The sequence below is a fragment of the Marinobacter sp. Arc7-DN-1 genome (genome assembly GCF_003441595.1).
Lineage (GTDB): Bacteria > Pseudomonadota > Gammaproteobacteria > Pseudomonadales > Oleiphilaceae > Marinobacter > Marinobacter metalliresistant.
Genome location: NZ_CP031848.1, coordinates 2,466,615 through 2,481,853 on the forward strand (window position 1 = coordinate 2,466,615; position 15,239 = coordinate 2,481,853).

15 protein-coding genes are annotated in these 15,239 nt (G+C 58.4%); 7 read left to right on the forward strand and 8 right to left on the reverse strand.

Translation table 11 applies throughout. The annotated features are described in order from the left end of the window. Nucleotides 1–147: 147 nt before the first annotated feature. Both D0851_RS11605 and D0851_RS11610 read left to right on the forward strand, forming a co-directional pair. Nucleotides 148–606: an NfeD family protein gene (locus D0851_RS11605; RefSeq protein ID WP_008176913.1), complete on the forward strand. Its 459-nt coding sequence runs from the start codon at nucleotides 148–150 to the stop codon at nucleotides 604–606. 2 nt (nucleotides 607–608) lie between these two features. Continuing rightward, nucleotides 609–1,643 (forward strand): SPFH domain-containing protein, encoded by a 1,035-nt coding sequence (locus tag D0851_RS11610; RefSeq protein ID WP_117618788.1) that lies wholly within the window; start codon nucleotides 609–611, stop codon nucleotides 1,641–1,643. Between the two features lie 25 nt (nucleotides 1,644–1,668). On the opposite strand, the gene yfbR is transcribed toward D0851_RS11610, so the two are convergent. Next, nucleotides 1,669–2,262: a 5'-deoxynucleotidase gene (gene yfbR / locus D0851_RS11615; RefSeq protein ID WP_117618789.1), complete on the reverse strand. Its 594-nt coding sequence runs from the start codon at nucleotides 2,260–2,262 to the stop codon at nucleotides 1,669–1,671. A 163-nt stretch (nucleotides 2,263–2,425) separates the two neighbouring features. Here yfbR and D0851_RS11620 point away from each other — a divergent pair, with 163 nt between their 5' ends. Continuing rightward, the gene (locus tag D0851_RS11620; RefSeq protein ID WP_117620376.1) at nucleotides 2,426–3,199 is read left to right on the forward strand and encodes a substrate-binding periplasmic protein; all 774 of its coding nucleotides are present in this window, start codon (nucleotides 2,426–2,428) and stop codon (nucleotides 3,197–3,199) included. Nucleotides 3,200–3,201: 2 nt separating this feature from the next. Here the strand turns inward: D0851_RS11620 and D0851_RS11625 are convergent, their stop codons facing one another. Further along, nucleotides 3,202–6,033, reverse strand: a complete 2,832-nt coding sequence (locus D0851_RS11625) for a DUF748 domain-containing protein (protein ID WP_117620377.1) — start codon at nucleotides 6,031–6,033, stop codon at nucleotides 3,202–3,204. A 272-nt stretch (nucleotides 6,034–6,305) separates the two neighbouring features. Between D0851_RS11625 and pdxH the strand changes: the two genes are divergently transcribed. From pdxH to D0851_RS11645, 4 genes are all read left to right on the forward strand, one after another. Then, entirely contained in the window at nucleotides 6,306–6,941 is a 636-nt protein-coding gene (pdxH, locus tag D0851_RS11630) for a pyridoxamine 5'-phosphate oxidase (protein WP_117618790.1), read from the forward strand. After that, on the forward strand, nucleotides 6,910–7,665 hold the full coding sequence (locus D0851_RS11635; RefSeq protein WP_162893725.1) for a 4'-phosphopantetheinyl transferase family protein: 756 nt from the start codon (nucleotides 6,910–6,912) through the stop codon (nucleotides 7,663–7,665). The genes pdxH and D0851_RS11635 overlap by 32 nt, the downstream gene beginning before the upstream one ends. Before the next feature lie 38 nt (nucleotides 7,666–7,703). Then, the gene (locus D0851_RS11640; protein ID WP_117618791.1) at nucleotides 7,704–8,285 is read left to right on the forward strand and encodes a DNA-3-methyladenine glycosylase I; all 582 of its coding nucleotides are present in this window, start codon (nucleotides 7,704–7,706) and stop codon (nucleotides 8,283–8,285) included. A gap of 94 nt (nucleotides 8,286–8,379) precedes the next feature. After that, on the forward strand, nucleotides 8,380–8,835 hold the full coding sequence (locus D0851_RS11645) for a DUF3429 domain-containing protein (protein WP_117618792.1): 456 nt from the start codon (nucleotides 8,380–8,382) through the stop codon (nucleotides 8,833–8,835). 11 nt (nucleotides 8,836–8,846) lie between these two features. Here D0851_RS11645 and D0851_RS11650 read toward each other — a convergent pair whose 3' ends face one another. The 6 genes from D0851_RS11650 to D0851_RS11675 all read right to left on the reverse strand — a co-directional run bounded on the left by D0851_RS11650 (nucleotide 8,847) and on the right by D0851_RS11675 (nucleotide 15,198). Beyond that, complete coding sequence (locus D0851_RS11650) at nucleotides 8,847–10,289, reverse strand: aspartate kinase (protein ID WP_117618793.1); 1,443 nt, start codon at nucleotides 10,287–10,289, stop codon at nucleotides 8,847–8,849. A 52-nt stretch (nucleotides 10,290–10,341) separates the two neighbouring features. Then, complete coding sequence (ectB, locus tag D0851_RS11655) at nucleotides 10,342–11,610, reverse strand: diaminobutyrate--2-oxoglutarate transaminase (RefSeq protein ID WP_117618794.1); 1,269 nt, start codon at nucleotides 11,608–11,610, stop codon at nucleotides 10,342–10,344. 204 nt (nucleotides 11,611–11,814) lie between these two features. Continuing rightward, complete coding sequence (ectA, locus tag D0851_RS11660; protein ID WP_117618795.1) at nucleotides 11,815–12,330, reverse strand: diaminobutyrate acetyltransferase; 516 nt, start codon at nucleotides 12,328–12,330, stop codon at nucleotides 11,815–11,817. 149 nt (nucleotides 12,331–12,479) lie between these two features. Continuing rightward, the gene (locus tag D0851_RS11665; RefSeq protein WP_117618796.1) at nucleotides 12,480–13,430 is read right to left on the reverse strand and encodes a metallophosphoesterase family protein; all 951 of its coding nucleotides are present in this window, start codon (nucleotides 13,428–13,430) and stop codon (nucleotides 12,480–12,482) included. Next, complete coding sequence (locus D0851_RS11670; protein ID WP_117618797.1) at nucleotides 13,430–14,842, reverse strand: sodium:solute symporter family transporter; 1,413 nt, start codon at nucleotides 14,840–14,842, stop codon at nucleotides 13,430–13,432. Before D0851_RS11670 ends, D0851_RS11665 begins: the two co-directional genes overlap by 1 nt. Beyond that, nucleotides 14,839–15,198 carry a hypothetical protein gene (locus tag D0851_RS11675; protein WP_117618798.1) on the reverse strand — a complete coding sequence of 120 codons (360 nt, stop codon included), beginning with the start codon at nucleotides 15,196–15,198 and terminating at the stop codon, nucleotides 14,839–14,841. The genes D0851_RS11670 and D0851_RS11675 overlap by 4 nt, the downstream gene beginning before the upstream one ends. Nucleotides 15,199–15,239: the final 41 nt, after the last annotated feature.

A 15,239-nucleotide genomic window follows, 5' to 3' on the forward strand; every position in this document is an offset into this window, starting at 1 on the left:
TGCTTGCGGGATATGGCTTTAGTGAACCAGGCCACATGGCATTCCGGCCACCCTCTGACGCGGCACCCGGTTTCCGGTACAATCCCTTGCCGTTGGCCGGTGCACGACACCGGCCCTCTACCTCCCCCGAATCTGTGGATTTTCTGTATGGAATGGAGTCTTACGCATTTCTGGCTGATCCTGGCGCTGGTGCTGGGCCTGGCTGAACTGGCCTCAGGTGTCCTGTTACTTCTGGCCCTGGGCATTGCGGCCGCGCTGACCGCCTTGCTGGCCTTTCTGGGAGCACCATTCGAATGGCAGCTGGCCGGTATGGGGCTGTTCTCGGGAATTCTGGTACCTGTCGCCATTCGCTGGATCCGTCCGCGCTTCTCACCCAAAGGTGTGGCATATGGCACAACCGGTACCGGCGTGGAGCAAGGCCGGCGTTATCAGACCCTGAAGCGGGATTTCGATGGAGCCACAGGCATCAAGGTCAATGGCGATTTCTATCGCCTGCGAGTGACTGACACCGGAGAAACCGACCTTCCGGAAGGAACCGACGTCATTTTCAAACAGTTTGACGGCACGACCGCCGTTGTTGAGACGATCACACACAAGGAACAGTAAGCATGGAACAGTATCTTTCACCCGGGCTGATCATTAGCCTGATTCTGGTCGCTATTGGCATCTTCATCATCGCCAAGGGTCTGGTCATCGTGCGCCAATCCGAGGTTATGGTCATTGAGCGCCTCGGTTCGTTCAACCGGATCCTCGAAAGCGGTGTGAACATCATTATTCCCTTCATCGAGCGCCCACGGCCGATCACCATGATCCGCTACGTACGCATGGGTGAGGATTATCATCCGGTGATGAGCGACGAAACCCGCATCGACCGCCGGGAAACGGTCATGGACTTTCCGGGACAGCCCGTGGTGACCACCGACAACGTGACGGTGAAGATCAACGGCGCCCTCTACTACCAGATCATCGACCCGCGCCGGGCCGTGTACGAAGTGGCCAACATGAGCCAGGCGGTGGAAGTGCTGGCCAAGACCACCCTGCGCTCGGTGGTCGGCAAGATGGAACTGGACAAGCTGTTTGAATCCCGCAGCGAGGTGAATAACGCGATCCAGGCCGAGATGGAAGAGGCCGCTTCCAAGTGGGGTGTAAAACTCACCCGGGTGGAGGTTCAGGACATCAGCATGCCGGAAGAAGTGGAAGAAGCCATGCGATTGCAGATGGCTGCGGAGCGGAAACGCCGGGCCACGGTCACCGAAGCCGAGGGTGAAAAGTCAGCAGCCATCGCCATGGCCCAGGGTCAGCGGGAGTCCGCCATCCTCAACGCCCAGGGCGACAAGGAATCGGCCATTCTCCGGGCGCAGGGCGAGCAGGAGTCCATCCGTCTGGTACTCAGTGCCATGGGGGATTCCGAAGACAACAAACAGACCGTTATCGGTTACCTGCTGGGGCAGAGCTACATCAAGGTTCTGCCCAACATGGCGAAGGACGGGGAGCGGGTGTTTGTGCCCTATGAATCCTCAGCACTGCTGGGCTCCATGGGCATGTTCCGTGAACTGGCGGGCAGCCCGGAAGACACGGTTCGCCAGCACCTCCAGCGTGACGGCCTGCGGGGCGGGCTGGTCGGCTCTGCGGGTAACAGTTAAGGCCTGGCATCCCGCAAAGGCGCTCTCAACCCAGCAGGTTATCCAGGGGTTGCTCGTAACTGGGCGCGAAGACCTTCAGGAAGTAGGCAACCTCTGGCAGCCCGTCCTCATCCAGCCGCCGGCGAATCTGGCGGGCAGCAGGCTCGAACTCCGTGTTGCCGGCCCGGATTTCCGCCCGGCACTTGAGCCACGCCGACAGCCGGTCGGCGGCCTTGATCAGTTCCCTGTCCTCCGCCGGTAACTGCGACTCGCGAATGTAGGGCGAAAAATCGTCTCTCAGATCCGCCGGCAACAAAGCCAGCAACTCGGCTTCCGCCTTGTGTTCGATATCCCCGAACGCCTCCCGCATGACCCGGGAATGGTATTTCACCGGTGTCGGCATGTCCCCGGTAATCACTTCGGTTGCGTCATGATAGAGCGCCGCTGCCGCAATCCGGTCAACGTTTGCATGGCCACCAAAATGCCGGTTGCGGATAATCGCCAGGGCATGGGCGAGGGTGGCCACTTCCCAGGAATGGGTAGCGACGTTCTCCTCAATGGCATTTCGCATCAACCCCCAGCGTTTGATCCAGCGCAGGCGGGAGACATAGGCAAAAAAATGGCTGACAACATCACCCATCAGTCACAGTCCTGTTTTATAAAAGTTGATAATCTTTTTATTCAAATCCGGGAATTCGCCGTGCTATTCTGAATAAGCATTCAATTGTTACATACCCGGGGGCATAGTGTTCGGTCCAGTGTCCTTCGTTCGGAATAGTCTGACGGCACTTTTCGCCGGCATCATGCTGGCGTGGTCCCCGATATCAGTCGCGGAAACCGAAATCACGGTCGGCGTATATCACTTCCCACCGGTCGCCAGCGTCGGTCCCGATGGCAAGCCAACCGGACTCCTCGGCGATCTGCTGGAAGAACTCGAACAGACCCACGAGGATATCTCTTTCAGGGTTGTCCACACCTCTCCGAAGCGCCGGTTCCTGGATTTCGACGCCAAGCTCTATGACGTGATGATCTTCGAATGCCCGGACTGGGGCTGGCGCGACAAAAAAGAGGTGAGCATCAGCCGCCCCATTCTGGCAGACGAAGATTTCTACGTGGCGCTGAGAAAACCAGGCCGGGATCTTTCGTTTTTCGACGACCTTCCCAACCACTCCATCGTGGTGATCTCCGGTTACCATTACGGATTTGCCGGTTATGAAACCGACAGTTCAGTACTTGAGCAAAAGTTCCGTATCGAGTTCTCGGACAGCCACAGCCGCAATCTTAAACTGATCAAGGCGGACAGGCCCTCCGTTGCCGAAGTGGCCGTCATCAGTCGCTCCTATCTGCAGATGCACCTCGCCAAGCATCCGGAGGACCGCGACACACTGCTGATTTCGGACAAACCGGATCAACGCTACCAGCTCGGTATTATTGCCCGCAAGGACGGCACCGCGAGTGCGGACGAAATACTGAAGCTACTGTCACCGCTGATAAAGAACGGCCGGTACCAGCGCCTCGTTGAAAAGTGGGGCCTGCGGCTGCCTGCCGACTTCCCGACCGGTGCCGAAGCGCCCTGAGCTCAACGAACGTCCAGGGCAAACGCAACGATCACGCTGCCATCATCACCAACCTCCGCATTGCGGGAGGGGTCGAGCAGGAATACCTGGTCAGCCGGGATCTTGTGAGTGTCCTGCAAGATACTGCGAAGCGCGACACCACGAGCCGAGGCGAGGTTACTCAGGGCCTCCGGAGCCAACGCCCGCTCTCCTGCAATGTATGCCTCCCGGGCCGCCTGCCACGCCGCCCCGGACAATCCCTGTTGGCCTCCTCCGGTCAACTCTTCACGCAGTAGCGCCAGGCCGTCGGCTTGAGGCGCGACACTGCCACGGATGTTCAGAAGCAGATTCGGCCGTTCCAGCAAGGCGTCCGCCAGCGCCGACAGTTTTTCCGCTTCACCCTCTGCCAGTTCAATACTGCCGGGAACAAAGCCCACCTTGCCAAGCTCTTCGCCGCTGAACCCTGCCAGCTCGGCAACGGATCCCAGCATGCTGAATGGAGACGTTGCGGCTTTCGCCAGCAGGTTCACGAACGCCCGCATAACAACCTGGCCGACACTGAAGTCCGGACTGGAAAGGTCGCCGCTGATCGGCAGATCCACTTCAATAACGCCTTTCCGGTCCCGCAGCAGGGCCAGGCCCAGCTTGACCGGAGCATTGACAGCCTGCTCGCTCGGCATCGAAGCGCCCAGTTCAAGCCGGTCCATGACCACCAGGTTAGAGGCATCGATCCGAGTACCGGAAATCTGATAATCGAGGTTGAGATCAAGCTTGCCACTGTCTACTCCGTACCCCAGGTATCGGCCGAAATAGGGGGAGAGCGTGGGCAGGGAAAGATTCTGCATAATCAGTCGGAGATCGCTGACGCCCTCGGTACCGAGGGTGCCGATGGTGCCTTCAAAATCCAGATCCGCGACGCCACCGACGCGGCCGTTTATCGACACCTTGCCCTCTTGCGGGGAGATATTACTAAGCCCGGTGACGCTGCCGTTCAGTTCATCAAACGAAGTCGTGAAGGCCGGTTGCAGCGTGCGATCCGTATAGGCCAGGGCGCCATCCTCAAGCATCAGCTGTCCAATCCTGAAGATAAACTCAGGCTCTGAATCGCCCGCTTTCTGCTGGCCGGAAGAGGGGGCGTCCTGGTTGCCAGAGGCAGACCTTCTGACGATCCGCTCAACGTTATGGACGCTGTCCGCATTACGAACCACATTGATTACCGGCTGTGCCAGGGTCACTGTGCCGATTTCCAGACGAGCGGGATAAACATTGTATTCGATGGGCGCCAGGCGCAGGGTTTGCCAGGACACCAGCCGCTCGGAACTGTCGGGCAACCGCACACTAAACCCGGCCACTTCCGCGGTGCCGCTGAAAGTGCCGGTGAGTGGATCCTGCTGGCCGTCCAGGTCCAGATTGCCATCTACTCCGAGGCTTCCACTGACAATGGCAAGATTGGCGCCCTCCTGAACATAGGATTCAAAGGCAGCCAGTTGCACCCCGGCCCCGGAAATGGCGGCTTCCAGGGTGAATGGCGAGGGGGTTACCTGACCCGTCAGTGACAACTGTCCGCCACTGGCCAAGGTGCCCTGCATCTTATACGTCACCGGTTCTTCCAACTGATGACTGATTGCCCCGGTGGACACCGATAACTGCTCCAGCGTCAGTTCCACAGGATTCTCCGGTTGGTTATCCTGCCAGAGAATTCTACTGCCAGACAGGGTCACGCCCGCCACAGACCACCAGAATGGCTGCCCGGTGACTACCGGCTCTGCCCCACCATTCGGTGGCTCGCTGGCTTGGGGGTCTGAGGTCAGTGGCACCAGCCAGTCAATCTGGCCGGTCTCACTCCGGGCCAGCGCCAGATCCAGGTTCTCCAGGGAGACCTGGCCCACGTTGATTTCACGCGCGTTCAGATCAAATCCGATGGCATCGACAGACAGGGTTCCGTTACTCAACCGGGCCTGCTCGCTCTCCTCATTCAGGGCAATGGCAAGGTCCTCGAGCGCCAACTGACCGTTGCTGGTCTCCAGGTAGAAGACCTCACCGGCCTGCAGTTCATAGTCGGAACTGAGGGTGACACTTCCGCCTCGCAGATCGTAGGGAAAGTAGGGGCCCAGGAAGTGAGCGATGGTTTCATAGCCCACCGAAGACATCTTCAGGGAACCGCTGGAATAGAGCGGCGCGATACTGAGATCCCCCGCCCACTCAACGGTCTGGCGGTCCAGTGCGGCGTTCAGGGAGTAGTCGCTATTCTGGCCCTCACGGCGCCAGGTGGCGAGGTCGTTCAGGGTCAGATCCAGTGGCGTTACACGGAATTCAGCCATTTGCCGCTTGCTGAAATCCCGGAACAGCAATTCGCCGCCATTCACGACGATCTGCTGGAAATAGACGCGGGGTAGCCCAGTACTATCTTCAGCGACAGGCGGTCCCGCTGCCCCGCCAGGTTCAGGATTGGCATTTTGCCAGTCCCGGGCAAAATTGACTCTGTAATCCTTCAGCAGGTCAACCCGGATAAAGGGTTCTTCCAGCTGAATCGACTCAAAGCCGGCAACGCCACGGATCAGCTGAAAGAAATTCATGTCAACCAGCAACCGGTCGAAACCAGCCACCGGCTCGCCGTTACTGTCCCTGGCCGAAAGCCCGAGCGCTTCGACACTCAGCGTATAGGGATTGGTGCTGATGTCGGTTACTTCCGCCTGCCACCCCAGCCGCTGGTCCAGCTGTTCGGGTATCGACCGCTCCAACCACCAGGGGAGGAGCAGGAAACCCGCAAGGGTGTACAGAATCAGAAGGACCAGGAATACGATCAACAGATTCCTGGGAACACGACTGCGTTGACGGCTCTGAGCCACGGACATCTCCTCATAAGCGGCGGAATCCCGGGGCAATCTTGCCCACCTGCCTGTTCACAAGGATAGTCGGCCTGACGCCACTTTGTCAGCTGCTCAGGTGCTGATCCGGCAGGACCCGCTCTTTCGCCCGGGCCCATGGCAATGCGCAAAGGGATACTGGCCGAATTGCAACCCTGTACGACACACGGATCGCTGACAGGCGGCCCTGAACCCGATATGCTCAGCAGTCGTATTGATCCCGTGTCATTAACACGAACACGCGAGCGAGAGGAAGGTTTATGGACATCGGCGATATGCGTCGTGATTTCGAGAGTGAGGGTCTTGATCGCGACGTACTGGACAACAACCCGGTCAGGCAGTTCCAGATCTGGTTCGAGGATGCCCGGAAGGCCGGCATTCTGGAGCCCAACGCCATGTCACTGGCCACAACGGCGCGGGATGGTATGCCAGACCTCCGTACCGTGTTGCTGAAATACTTTGACGAACACGGCTTTGTTTTCTATACCAACTACGGCAGCCGCAAGGCCCGGGAGATGGATGAAAACCCGCAGGCCGCCCTGCTGTTTCCCTGGATCGGCCTCAACCGCCAGGTCAGGATTCAGGGCCAGGTAGAAAAAGTCAGCAAATCAGAATCACTGCGCTACTTCGCATCCCGGCCAAGAGGCAGCCAGATTGGCGCCTGGGTCTCCGAGCAGAGCAAGGCCATCACCTCACGGGGGCTGCTTGAGCAGAAGCTTGCCGAGGTGAAACGCAAGTTCACCGAGGGTGAAGTGCCCCTGCCCGGTTTCTGGGGCGGTTACCGGGTGGTTCCCGAGCGCATTGAGTTCTGGCAAGGCCGGCCCAGCCGGCTTCACGACCGCTTTGAGTATGTGAGGGAAGGCGATGGCTGGCTCATCCAACGGCTACAGCCCTGACCCCCGGCCAGCCATCTTGCTGTGCCATCAGACCGATGGAATTGAGGCGCCCCCTCCGGCCTGGCTGACCGGGTACGAACGGGATACGGTCGGGAAATTCAGCGGCCCCCGCGAACGGGAATATCTGACCAGCCGCTGGCTGATTCGCCAGGCCATTGGCAAATCCGCCAGCCTGCCTCCGCATCAATGTCGCCCCGTGGACGGTCGCCCCACTGCTTCAGGCCGCCCCGATGGCTGGCAGCTATCGCTCAGCCACAGCCACGGTTTGTCCGCCTGTGCCACTCGTGCCAACTCTCCCATTGGTCTGGATCTGGAACCCTGCCAGCGCCACCCACAATGGCAGAAGGTGGCCAGGCGCTGGTTCACCCCGGTTGAACAGGAATGGCTGTTCCGGGAGGACGATCCCAATGCTTTCCTGAAGGTCTGGACCCTGAAAGAAGCCTGGCTGAAAGCCACCGGTCGGGGTATTGCCGGCAACCTGCAGACTCTGGAGGTGCGCAAGAATTTCGAAATCTACGGAGACCAGCCCGACGAGGACTGGCAGGCTTCCTGCTGTTATATCGAGGGCTACCTGGTGACCCTGGTATTCCGTGGAAGCCGGCCGCAATGGCCTGACATCACCCTGCTGGAACCACCGCCCGGCGATTTCAGCCTGGTGGATGCGGTATCGATGGAGGCTTCCTGGGAGCCGCTGTTCCAGCGCACCATCCGCCCGAAACGCTAGCAGCCTGAACCAGGCAGAGGTAACAGAGGCCACTGTATATGGATAATCCCGAACGCTGTCCCTGGTGCGGAAATGATCCGCTTTACGTGCACTATCATGACACCGTATGGGGGCGCCCCGAATACGACGACCTCGCACTGTTCGAAAAACTCTGCCTGGATGGCCAGCAGGCCGGCCTGAGCTGGATCACCATCCTGCGAAAACAGGAGAGTTACCGGGCCGCCTACGATCACTTCGATCCGGAAACAATCGTAAATTACGGTGAAGCCCGGGTGGAGGAACTGCTGGCCGACCCAGGCATCATTCGCAACCGACTAAAGGTTCGGTCGATCATCAAGAATGCCCGGAGCTATCTGGATTTGCGGGAACAAGGCATTGGCTTCAGCGATTTTCTCTGGTCCTTTGTTGAGAACCAGCCGGTTCAGAACCGCTGGCGCTCACTGGCAGAAGTGCCTACGGCAACCCCTGAATCCGAGGCCATGTCCAAAGCCCTGAAACGGGCTGGCTTTACCTTTGTCGGCCCTACCATTGTCTATGCCTTTATGCAGGCGACCGGCATGATCAACGACCACTTGGTACAGTGCCCGCAACATCAGGAATGCTATTTGCTGAGCCAATGATCTCAATGGACTGGAGGGTCGTACGTTCTGGAGTGTTTTAAACCCCGGAGCTTGACCATGAGAATCACCCTCAACGAACTCAGAGGCAGAAAACGTGATTGCTGTAGCTAGGCTCGCCATTCTCGTTGGCATTGCCGGGCTGATCCCGTTTATCGCGATGATCGCGGGGCTGTTTTTCATGCCCCAACACGGTGTCGCGCTGATTGGTTACTTCTACCTTTACAGCGCCGGCGTCCTGGCCTTCATGGCAGGGGTGTACTGGCCCATTGCCATGCAGCTCGATAATTGCAGCTATCCGGTGTCGCCACTGGTAACCATGCTGCTCAGCCAGGTATTCTTTGTGGCCGCCGGTATTGGCTTGCTGTTGCCCACCTCGGGACAGGTCCTCCTGTACACCACCGCTTACCTGGCGCTCTACCTGGTGGATGCAGGATGGATGCGGGCGTACTGGCCGGTATGGTATCTGCGGCTACGCCTGGTGCTTACGTCGGTAGTGGTGGTATGCCAGCTGTCCGCGACAGCCTGGCTCTTCCTTATTCCAGCCCACTGACCTCCTGCAGCTCAGGCTGCAACAATGGCGTATTCGTGGTTATGGGGCTCAATGAGCACGCCATGCAAGGCCACGATCGCCTTCTCGTAGTCGTCCTCATCCACCACAAACTGGATATCCACCTGGCGCATGCACTGGTGCAGGGCCAGAACGCTGATGTCCTCATCGGCCAGGGCTTTCACGGAACGGGCAAGAATACCCGGCACCTTCATGTCGCTGCCGATGGCAGACACCACAGCCACCTTGCGGGTGTTGATCTCGGCATTGGGAAACTCTTCCTTCAGGGCCTTAACCACACGTTTTACGTGCTTCAGGGTGCTGCCCACGTAATGGGTAATGGTGTTGGCGTTGGTGTCCTTGGACATGAAACGCACCTTGAAGCGGCCCAGTACGTCCAGAATACGGCGGTCCGAACCCGGCTCGCCCTGCATGTCCTGATCGAATACTTCCACAGCAAACACGCCCTTGGCGCCGGCGATAATCTCCACCTGCGGTTTCTCACTGACATAGTCGCCGGTGATCAGGGTACCGGTGTGCTCCGGCTCAAAGGTATTCATCACCCGCAGCGGGATTTCGTTCTGGCGCAGCCCCTTACCGGCGCGGGGATGAATAGCCTCCATACCCAGGTTGGCCAGCTGGTCGGCAACGTCGTAGTTGGTGCGACCCAGGGGCACCACCTTGTCCGCACCAACGATGTTGGGATCGGCGGAACTCAGGTGGTATTCCTTATGGATAACCGCTTCCCGGGCCTCTGTGATTACAGCCACCCGGCTGAAGGTCATCTCGCTGTAGCCCCGGTCGAAGGTGCGCATCAGACCTTCCTTGCACTGGGCGTAGCCGGTAACAATCGGTAGCTCACGACTCAGATCCACCGCGTCGAAGGCCTGTTTCAGCTTTTCGTCCAGCGGCAGCAACTCATTGTCACGCCACCCGGTCAGATCCACAAAGCGGGCATTGATGCCTTCCTGCTGGAGCTTCAGGGCGGTGTTAAAGGCGCTGTGCGCCTCGCCAATGCCGGCCAGCATCTCACGCACCGTCAGCAGGTGTTCTTCCAGCTGGAACTGGCCGTAGGAGCACAGACGCTGCAGGTCGATCAGGCAGCCCCGTACGCCTTCAACACGATCGGTGATGAACTGGTCCGCCTGTTGTTTCAGCATTGGATCGACAAACAGCTCGCCGTTGATGTCGGTCAGAAACTTCACCAGCTTGGTGAGATCGTCACCCCAGGCCCAGTCCGACTCGGCATCCGCAAACAGGGCATATACGCCCGGCTCGCCGGTTTTCTTGTGTTCCAACAGCTCGTTGGTCACCCCGCCATAGGCGGACACCACGTAAATGCGCTGGTACAGGTCGTCCTTGCTGCGATTACCGATAATGATGTTATCGCGGACGGCCTCGTAATTACTCATCGACGTACCGCCGATTTTTTCAACGGTATGTAGTTGGCTAGTCATAGGGTTTGCCTTCGCTATCCTGCAGCATGAATGTCCGGAGGTGCGCGGCGTCTTACGACGCCTCGCTGAGCCCTTCCTGCATGATTTCGTCCACACTTTTGGCAAGCAGTGCGGCACCTTTTTTCAGGTCCTCCTCACTGGTTGTCAGCGGCATCAGGCACTTGATGACTTCATCATTCGGACCACTGGTCTCAATGATCAGGCCGTGCTCAAAGGCACGTTTGGTAATCGGGCCTGTGATATCCGCGTGGCTTGCTTCGATACCACGCATCAAACCGCGCCCCTTCATTTTGAACTGACCGGGGTACTTGTCGCAAATCACCTGCAGGGCGTCGCTCAGTACCTTGGTCTTGGCCTTTACCTCATTGGCAAACGCATCGTCTTTCCAGTATGTCTCCACGGCGGTGCGGGCCGTGATAAAGGCCATATTGTTACCACGGAACGTGCCGTTGTGCTCGCCCGGATCCCAGACGTCCAGCTCCGGCTTGAACAGTACCAGCGCCATCGGCAGACCGTAGCCACTGAGGGACTTGGAAACGGTGACAATGTCAGGCTTGATGCCGGCAAACTCAAAGCTGAAGAACTCACCGGTACGGCCATTGCCCGCCTGGATATCGTCCAGGATCAGCAGGATGTCATGCTTCTTGCACAGCTCGGACAAACCCTTGAGCCATTCCGCACGACAGGCGTTCAGGCCACCTTCGCCCTGAACCGCTTCCACGATCACCGCTGCCGGCAATTCAAAGCCGGACGACCCATCGCTCAGCAACTTGTCCATGATGGCGAGACTGTCCACGTCGTCGCCCAGGTAGCCGTCGTAGAACATGAAATCAACATTACCCAGCGGCGTGCCGACACCACCGCGGTGATGCTTGTTACCAGTGGTGGCGACCGCACCCATGGTGACACCGTGGAAACCGTTGGTGAACGAGATGATGCCGCTGCGGCCTTTTACCTTACGGGCCAGCTTCAGGGCCGCTTCCACACAGTTGGTACCGGTAGGGCCGGTAAACTGCATTTTGTAGTCCAGGCCACGGGGGTCCAGGATGTGCTTCTTGTAGGATTCCATGAAGTCATGCTTGGCCGTGGTAAACATGTCCAGGCCCTGGCTCACGCCGTCTGCTTCGATGTACTCGATCAGCGCTTTCTTCAGGATGTCGTTGTTGTGGCCGTAATTCAGGGAACCGGCACCGGCCAGAAAATCCAGGTATTCCTTGCCGTCCTCGGTGTACAGGTGCGCGTTCTTGGCGCGGTTGAAGATGACCGGAAACGCACGGCTGTATACACGTACTTCGGATTCAGTCGACTTGAAAATTTCCATTGTCTTGCCTCTTAGCATGTCAGGTTCGAGGTAGGTGCGCGGTGGCGTATCAAACAAATGCAGATTCGGTCGCGATAGGCCCCGGGCGTTGGTTAAAGCCTGTTGGCAGACCTACCTCAGTGGCCTGCCGGCTAATCCAAATCACAGCTTTACAGTCGTTCACAGCCCTGCCATCACGTAGTAGGACCGATCCTGGACCGGCTCTCAGGCTGGCTTCGTGAAGGGCCCGATGCGCAGCAGAAACTCGGAATCATGCTGCCCGCCAAAGTGGGTCTCTTTCTCGAAGTGCTCGTGGTAGGTGAGCTCGGCTCCCATATCACGGGCGAATGACCGGAACAGCGCCCATGAGGCCTCGTTGTCTTCGGTGATGGTCGTCTCCATATGGGTGACGTCCTTACACGCTTCACGGCCGACGATTTCCTTGAGCATGCGCTTGGCGAGGCCCTGTCCACGACCTTTCTCGTGAACCGCCACCTGCCAGACAAACACGGTATCGGGCTGTTGGGGAGGGATGTATCCGGAGATAAAGCCGACCAGATCGCCTTCCTTCTCCGCGGCCACGCCGGTTTCGGCGAAGTGGCTGCACTGCAACAGGTTGCAGTAAATCGAGTTGGGGTCCAGCGGCGGGCATTCTGCCACCAGCTGGTGGAGCCTGAAGCCATCATCCTTCACCGGAGTGCGAAGCGTGATGGCGGTGGTATTCGATCCTTCTGATGTCATAGCGTGATCAGTTCGTGTCAAAAAGTTAGTGTTGAATTATATAGACCACAAAATATATTTCAAGTTAAGCCCTGAACCCGCCCGACGGGGTGCCCCGGCTCACTCTTTCAGAATAGCCCGGATTGTCCCATTCGCCAGTGACAAATTGATTAAACAGTGGAAGGAAAAACGATATCCGCGCGACTCAGGGACGTGCCATTGAGAATCCGGTTCCGATAGGAGACCGCAGCGGCCGAACCGGCCGGCCAGAGCCGGTCAAACTCCGGTAACCACGCTTCCAGAGAGTAGGATACCGGCAGCAGGGAAATGTGCAGACCATGGCGCTCAATACTGGCAACCGGCTCAGCGACAGGACTGGAAAGACCGATCCGGGTGATCAGACCACGGGGATCCAACAACAGATTACCCATTCCCGCGGATCCATTATTGACCACCACACGACTGTGCTCGTTCACCAGGCCCGACCAGAGCACCGGCAGACAGGTGTGAGTTGAGGCAATCAAATCGGCTCCGGAGGCCAGGAACCATTCCGACAGCTTGTAATCGTTGCCTGCGGCGAAAGATTCGTGGGCCAGCCCCCAGCCCGCCAGAGACTCCGGATCCCCGTGCACCACCAAAACCTTTAGGCCTCCAAACATCAGGCAACAATACCTTGGTAACAGGGACAACCGCTTCAGGATGTACGGGTGCTCGCCGGCAACGGCCTGCAAGCGTTCCATGATGAGGTTCGACCGCTCTACCACACCCTGGCCCACGAAATCCGGGTAGGCGCAGCCACAACCTGCACCAGCACTGGGATTGGCCAGCTCATAGTCAACATTCCCTAGACTGACGGTATGGTCCAGCACCCGATTATTGATGCTCTGGAACAGGCTGTCGCTGGCGTTAAACCAGTTGAAATCACCATTGAACACCAGTTTAACCCGATGCCCCTGCCGCTCTTCCGCCAGCGCCATCTGCTCGATCTCATCAAGGGCCCAGGGGTTCCCGTAGAGCCCGCCAATGATATAGAGCACATCCTCGGAGACCTGACGGGGCTCCTGGCAGAGCGATGCAGCAGAGTATCGATACGCCAGCGGACAGCTGCGACCTTCTGTCATCACCAACCTCTGGCCTGGCGCGCCGCCAGGGAACGCCCCGCCAGGCGTCGAAGCACCAGCGGAACAAAGAACCCGGCCGTACAGATCAGAAAGCCCCAGGCGTTTACGCCCAGCAGCATGGCGTACTTGCCTTCACCAATGGCCCAGCCTGATGGAATCAGGCCCACAGCCAGCAGAACCCCCAGGCTCAGACCGGTCCAGAAACTCAGATGAAAACTCCAGGGTGACCAACGGGTAAAGCGATAAAACAGGAACACCGGCGCCAGCCCCATCACCATGGTGCCGGATATGGTGGTGGCCTTGAGGATATCGGTGCCGGCGAACATCGGCAGGTTGCCCGCGAAGGCGAAGATAATCATCACCACCGCCCCCACACGAATGCCGGGAAGGCGATCCTGCGCCCGCCGCGCGAGCCGCGGCAGATCCACAGCGAGCGATTTCGCCAGCGAGGTGAAGGTGGAATCGAGTGTTGAGCCGGCCGAGGTCATCATTACCACACTCATGAAGAACAAGGCCGCCAGCCCCAGGGACTGCCCTACGGCTGCCGGCGCATTACCCATGGCCTCGATTCCGTTCAAACGGGCATGAACACCAACCAGACTGAAAATAAACACCGCCACAAAGCCCAGCAGCCCCGCGACCACAAAGCTCTTGAGCATGGTTTTTTCCTTGTTCACAAAGCCCCGGTCGGTCAGTACCGGGTCATGAAACGGATAACTGAACATCTGCAGCAGGGCCACCAGCAGCAGATCAAAGCCGGCATCAAGCCTGAACTCGCCATTGCTCAGCAGGGCACTGGTATCGTTGGCCGGAATAATCAGGAACAGCACCGCTCCGACAAAGAACACAAACACAAAGGCCTGGATCACGTCGGTAAAGATCGAGGACCGCAACCCGCCTTTCAGGCTGTAGGCCAGGGTAAATACCGTGAACACCATCGCCGCTGTGTAGTACTCCCACTCGCCCGGCAACCCGAAATAGCCACCGACCACGGCGGTGTTGCTCCACACCTCATTGTATAAACGGATCAAAATCGCAGCGGCAAACGCCAGCGCCGCAAACCGCCCGAACCGGGAGGTCAGGAAATCCTGAAGGCTACGGGCACCGGTCTGGGTCCGGATCAGGTAGATGATGTAACCGGCTACGGGAATCGACAGCCAGTAACTCGCGTAAGCCAGGCCGCCGGTCACGCCATAGGCCGCACCGAGGTTAGCCGCGTTGGTGACCGACTTGGCGAAGATCCAGCTGATAAAAATACTGGCCGTCAATGACCACTGCCCCACCGGATTGCCGTTATCGTCCGCGCCCTTGTAAAACGAATTCGCGTTCTTGCTCTTTGGCGACAGCACGTACATCACCACGCCGTACACCAGCAGGAATCCCCAGAACAGGGAGGCTTCGGTAAAATTCATTGTCTTGTTCCTGGTTCGTTATTCCCGGGGCTCTGCCCGGGGTTTCTGATTTGGGTGGTGACGGCGCTGGCCGGGAAGGGGCTCAAAAAAACGCCCGTGAATACGTCCCTGTAGGGCTCGGTCGCGCCATCCCTGGCGCTCCACGTTTTTTGACCCCCTTCCCAACCATCCCCTTGTTCGACTCTAATCGTGCTTTCCCCGACAAAGGAATTGTCTGCCAAAGAAACCAGAACAATCTTTGGTAATTTCTTTTCGCTTTTTTTTGCGGATAGCAAAGCGATATCCGCGGTCTGGGTGGTGGGGGTAAATTCTCCGCCGGAAAAAAATGTCTGAGCAAAGCGAGTTGTTTTTCCCAAGGGGAATTTACCCCCACCACCCAGGCCGCCAACTCCCGGCG

Excerpts from the sequence above, each read along its gene's own strand:
- D0851_RS11605 (WP_008176913.1), top strand. The coding sequence starts at position 148 with ATGGAATGGAGTCTTACGCATTTCTGGCTGATCCTGGCGCTGGTGCTG.
- D0851_RS11610 (WP_117618788.1), top strand. The coding sequence starts at position 609 with ATGGAACAGTATCTTTCACCCGGGCTGATCATTAGCCTGATTCTGGTC.
- yfbR (WP_117618789.1), bottom strand. The coding sequence starts at position 2,262 with ATGGGTGATGTTGTCAGCCATTTTTTTGCCTATGTCTCCCGCCTGCGC.
- D0851_RS11620 (WP_117620376.1), top strand. The coding sequence starts at position 2,426 with ATGCTGGCGTGGTCCCCGATATCAGTCGCGGAAACCGAAATCACGGTC.
- D0851_RS11625 (WP_117620377.1), bottom strand. The coding sequence starts at position 6,033 with ATGTCCGTGGCTCAGAGCCGTCAACGCAGTCGTGTTCCCAGGAATCTG.
- pdxH (WP_117618790.1), top strand. The coding sequence starts at position 6,306 with ATGGACATCGGCGATATGCGTCGTGATTTCGAGAGTGAGGGTCTTGAT.
- D0851_RS11635 (WP_162893725.1), top strand. The coding sequence starts at position 6,910 with ATGGCTGGCTCATCCAACGGCTACAGCCCTGACCCCCGGCCAGCCATC.
- D0851_RS11640 (WP_117618791.1), top strand. The coding sequence starts at position 7,704 with ATGGATAATCCCGAACGCTGTCCCTGGTGCGGAAATGATCCGCTTTAC.
- D0851_RS11650 (WP_117618793.1), bottom strand. The coding sequence starts at position 10,289 with ATGACTAGCCAACTACATACCGTTGAAAAAATCGGCGGTACGTCGATG.
- ectB (WP_117618794.1), bottom strand. The coding sequence starts at position 11,610 with ATGGAAATTTTCAAGTCGACTGAATCCGAAGTACGTGTATACAGCCGT.
- ectA (WP_117618795.1), bottom strand. The coding sequence starts at position 12,330 with ATGACATCAGAAGGATCGAATACCACCGCCATCACGCTTCGCACTCCG.
- D0851_RS11665 (WP_117618796.1), bottom strand. The coding sequence starts at position 13,430 with ATGACAGAAGGTCGCAGCTGTCCGCTGGCGTATCGATACTCTGCTGCA.
- D0851_RS11670 (WP_117618797.1), bottom strand. The coding sequence starts at position 14,842 with ATGAATTTTACCGAAGCCTCCCTGTTCTGGGGATTCCTGCTGGTGTAC.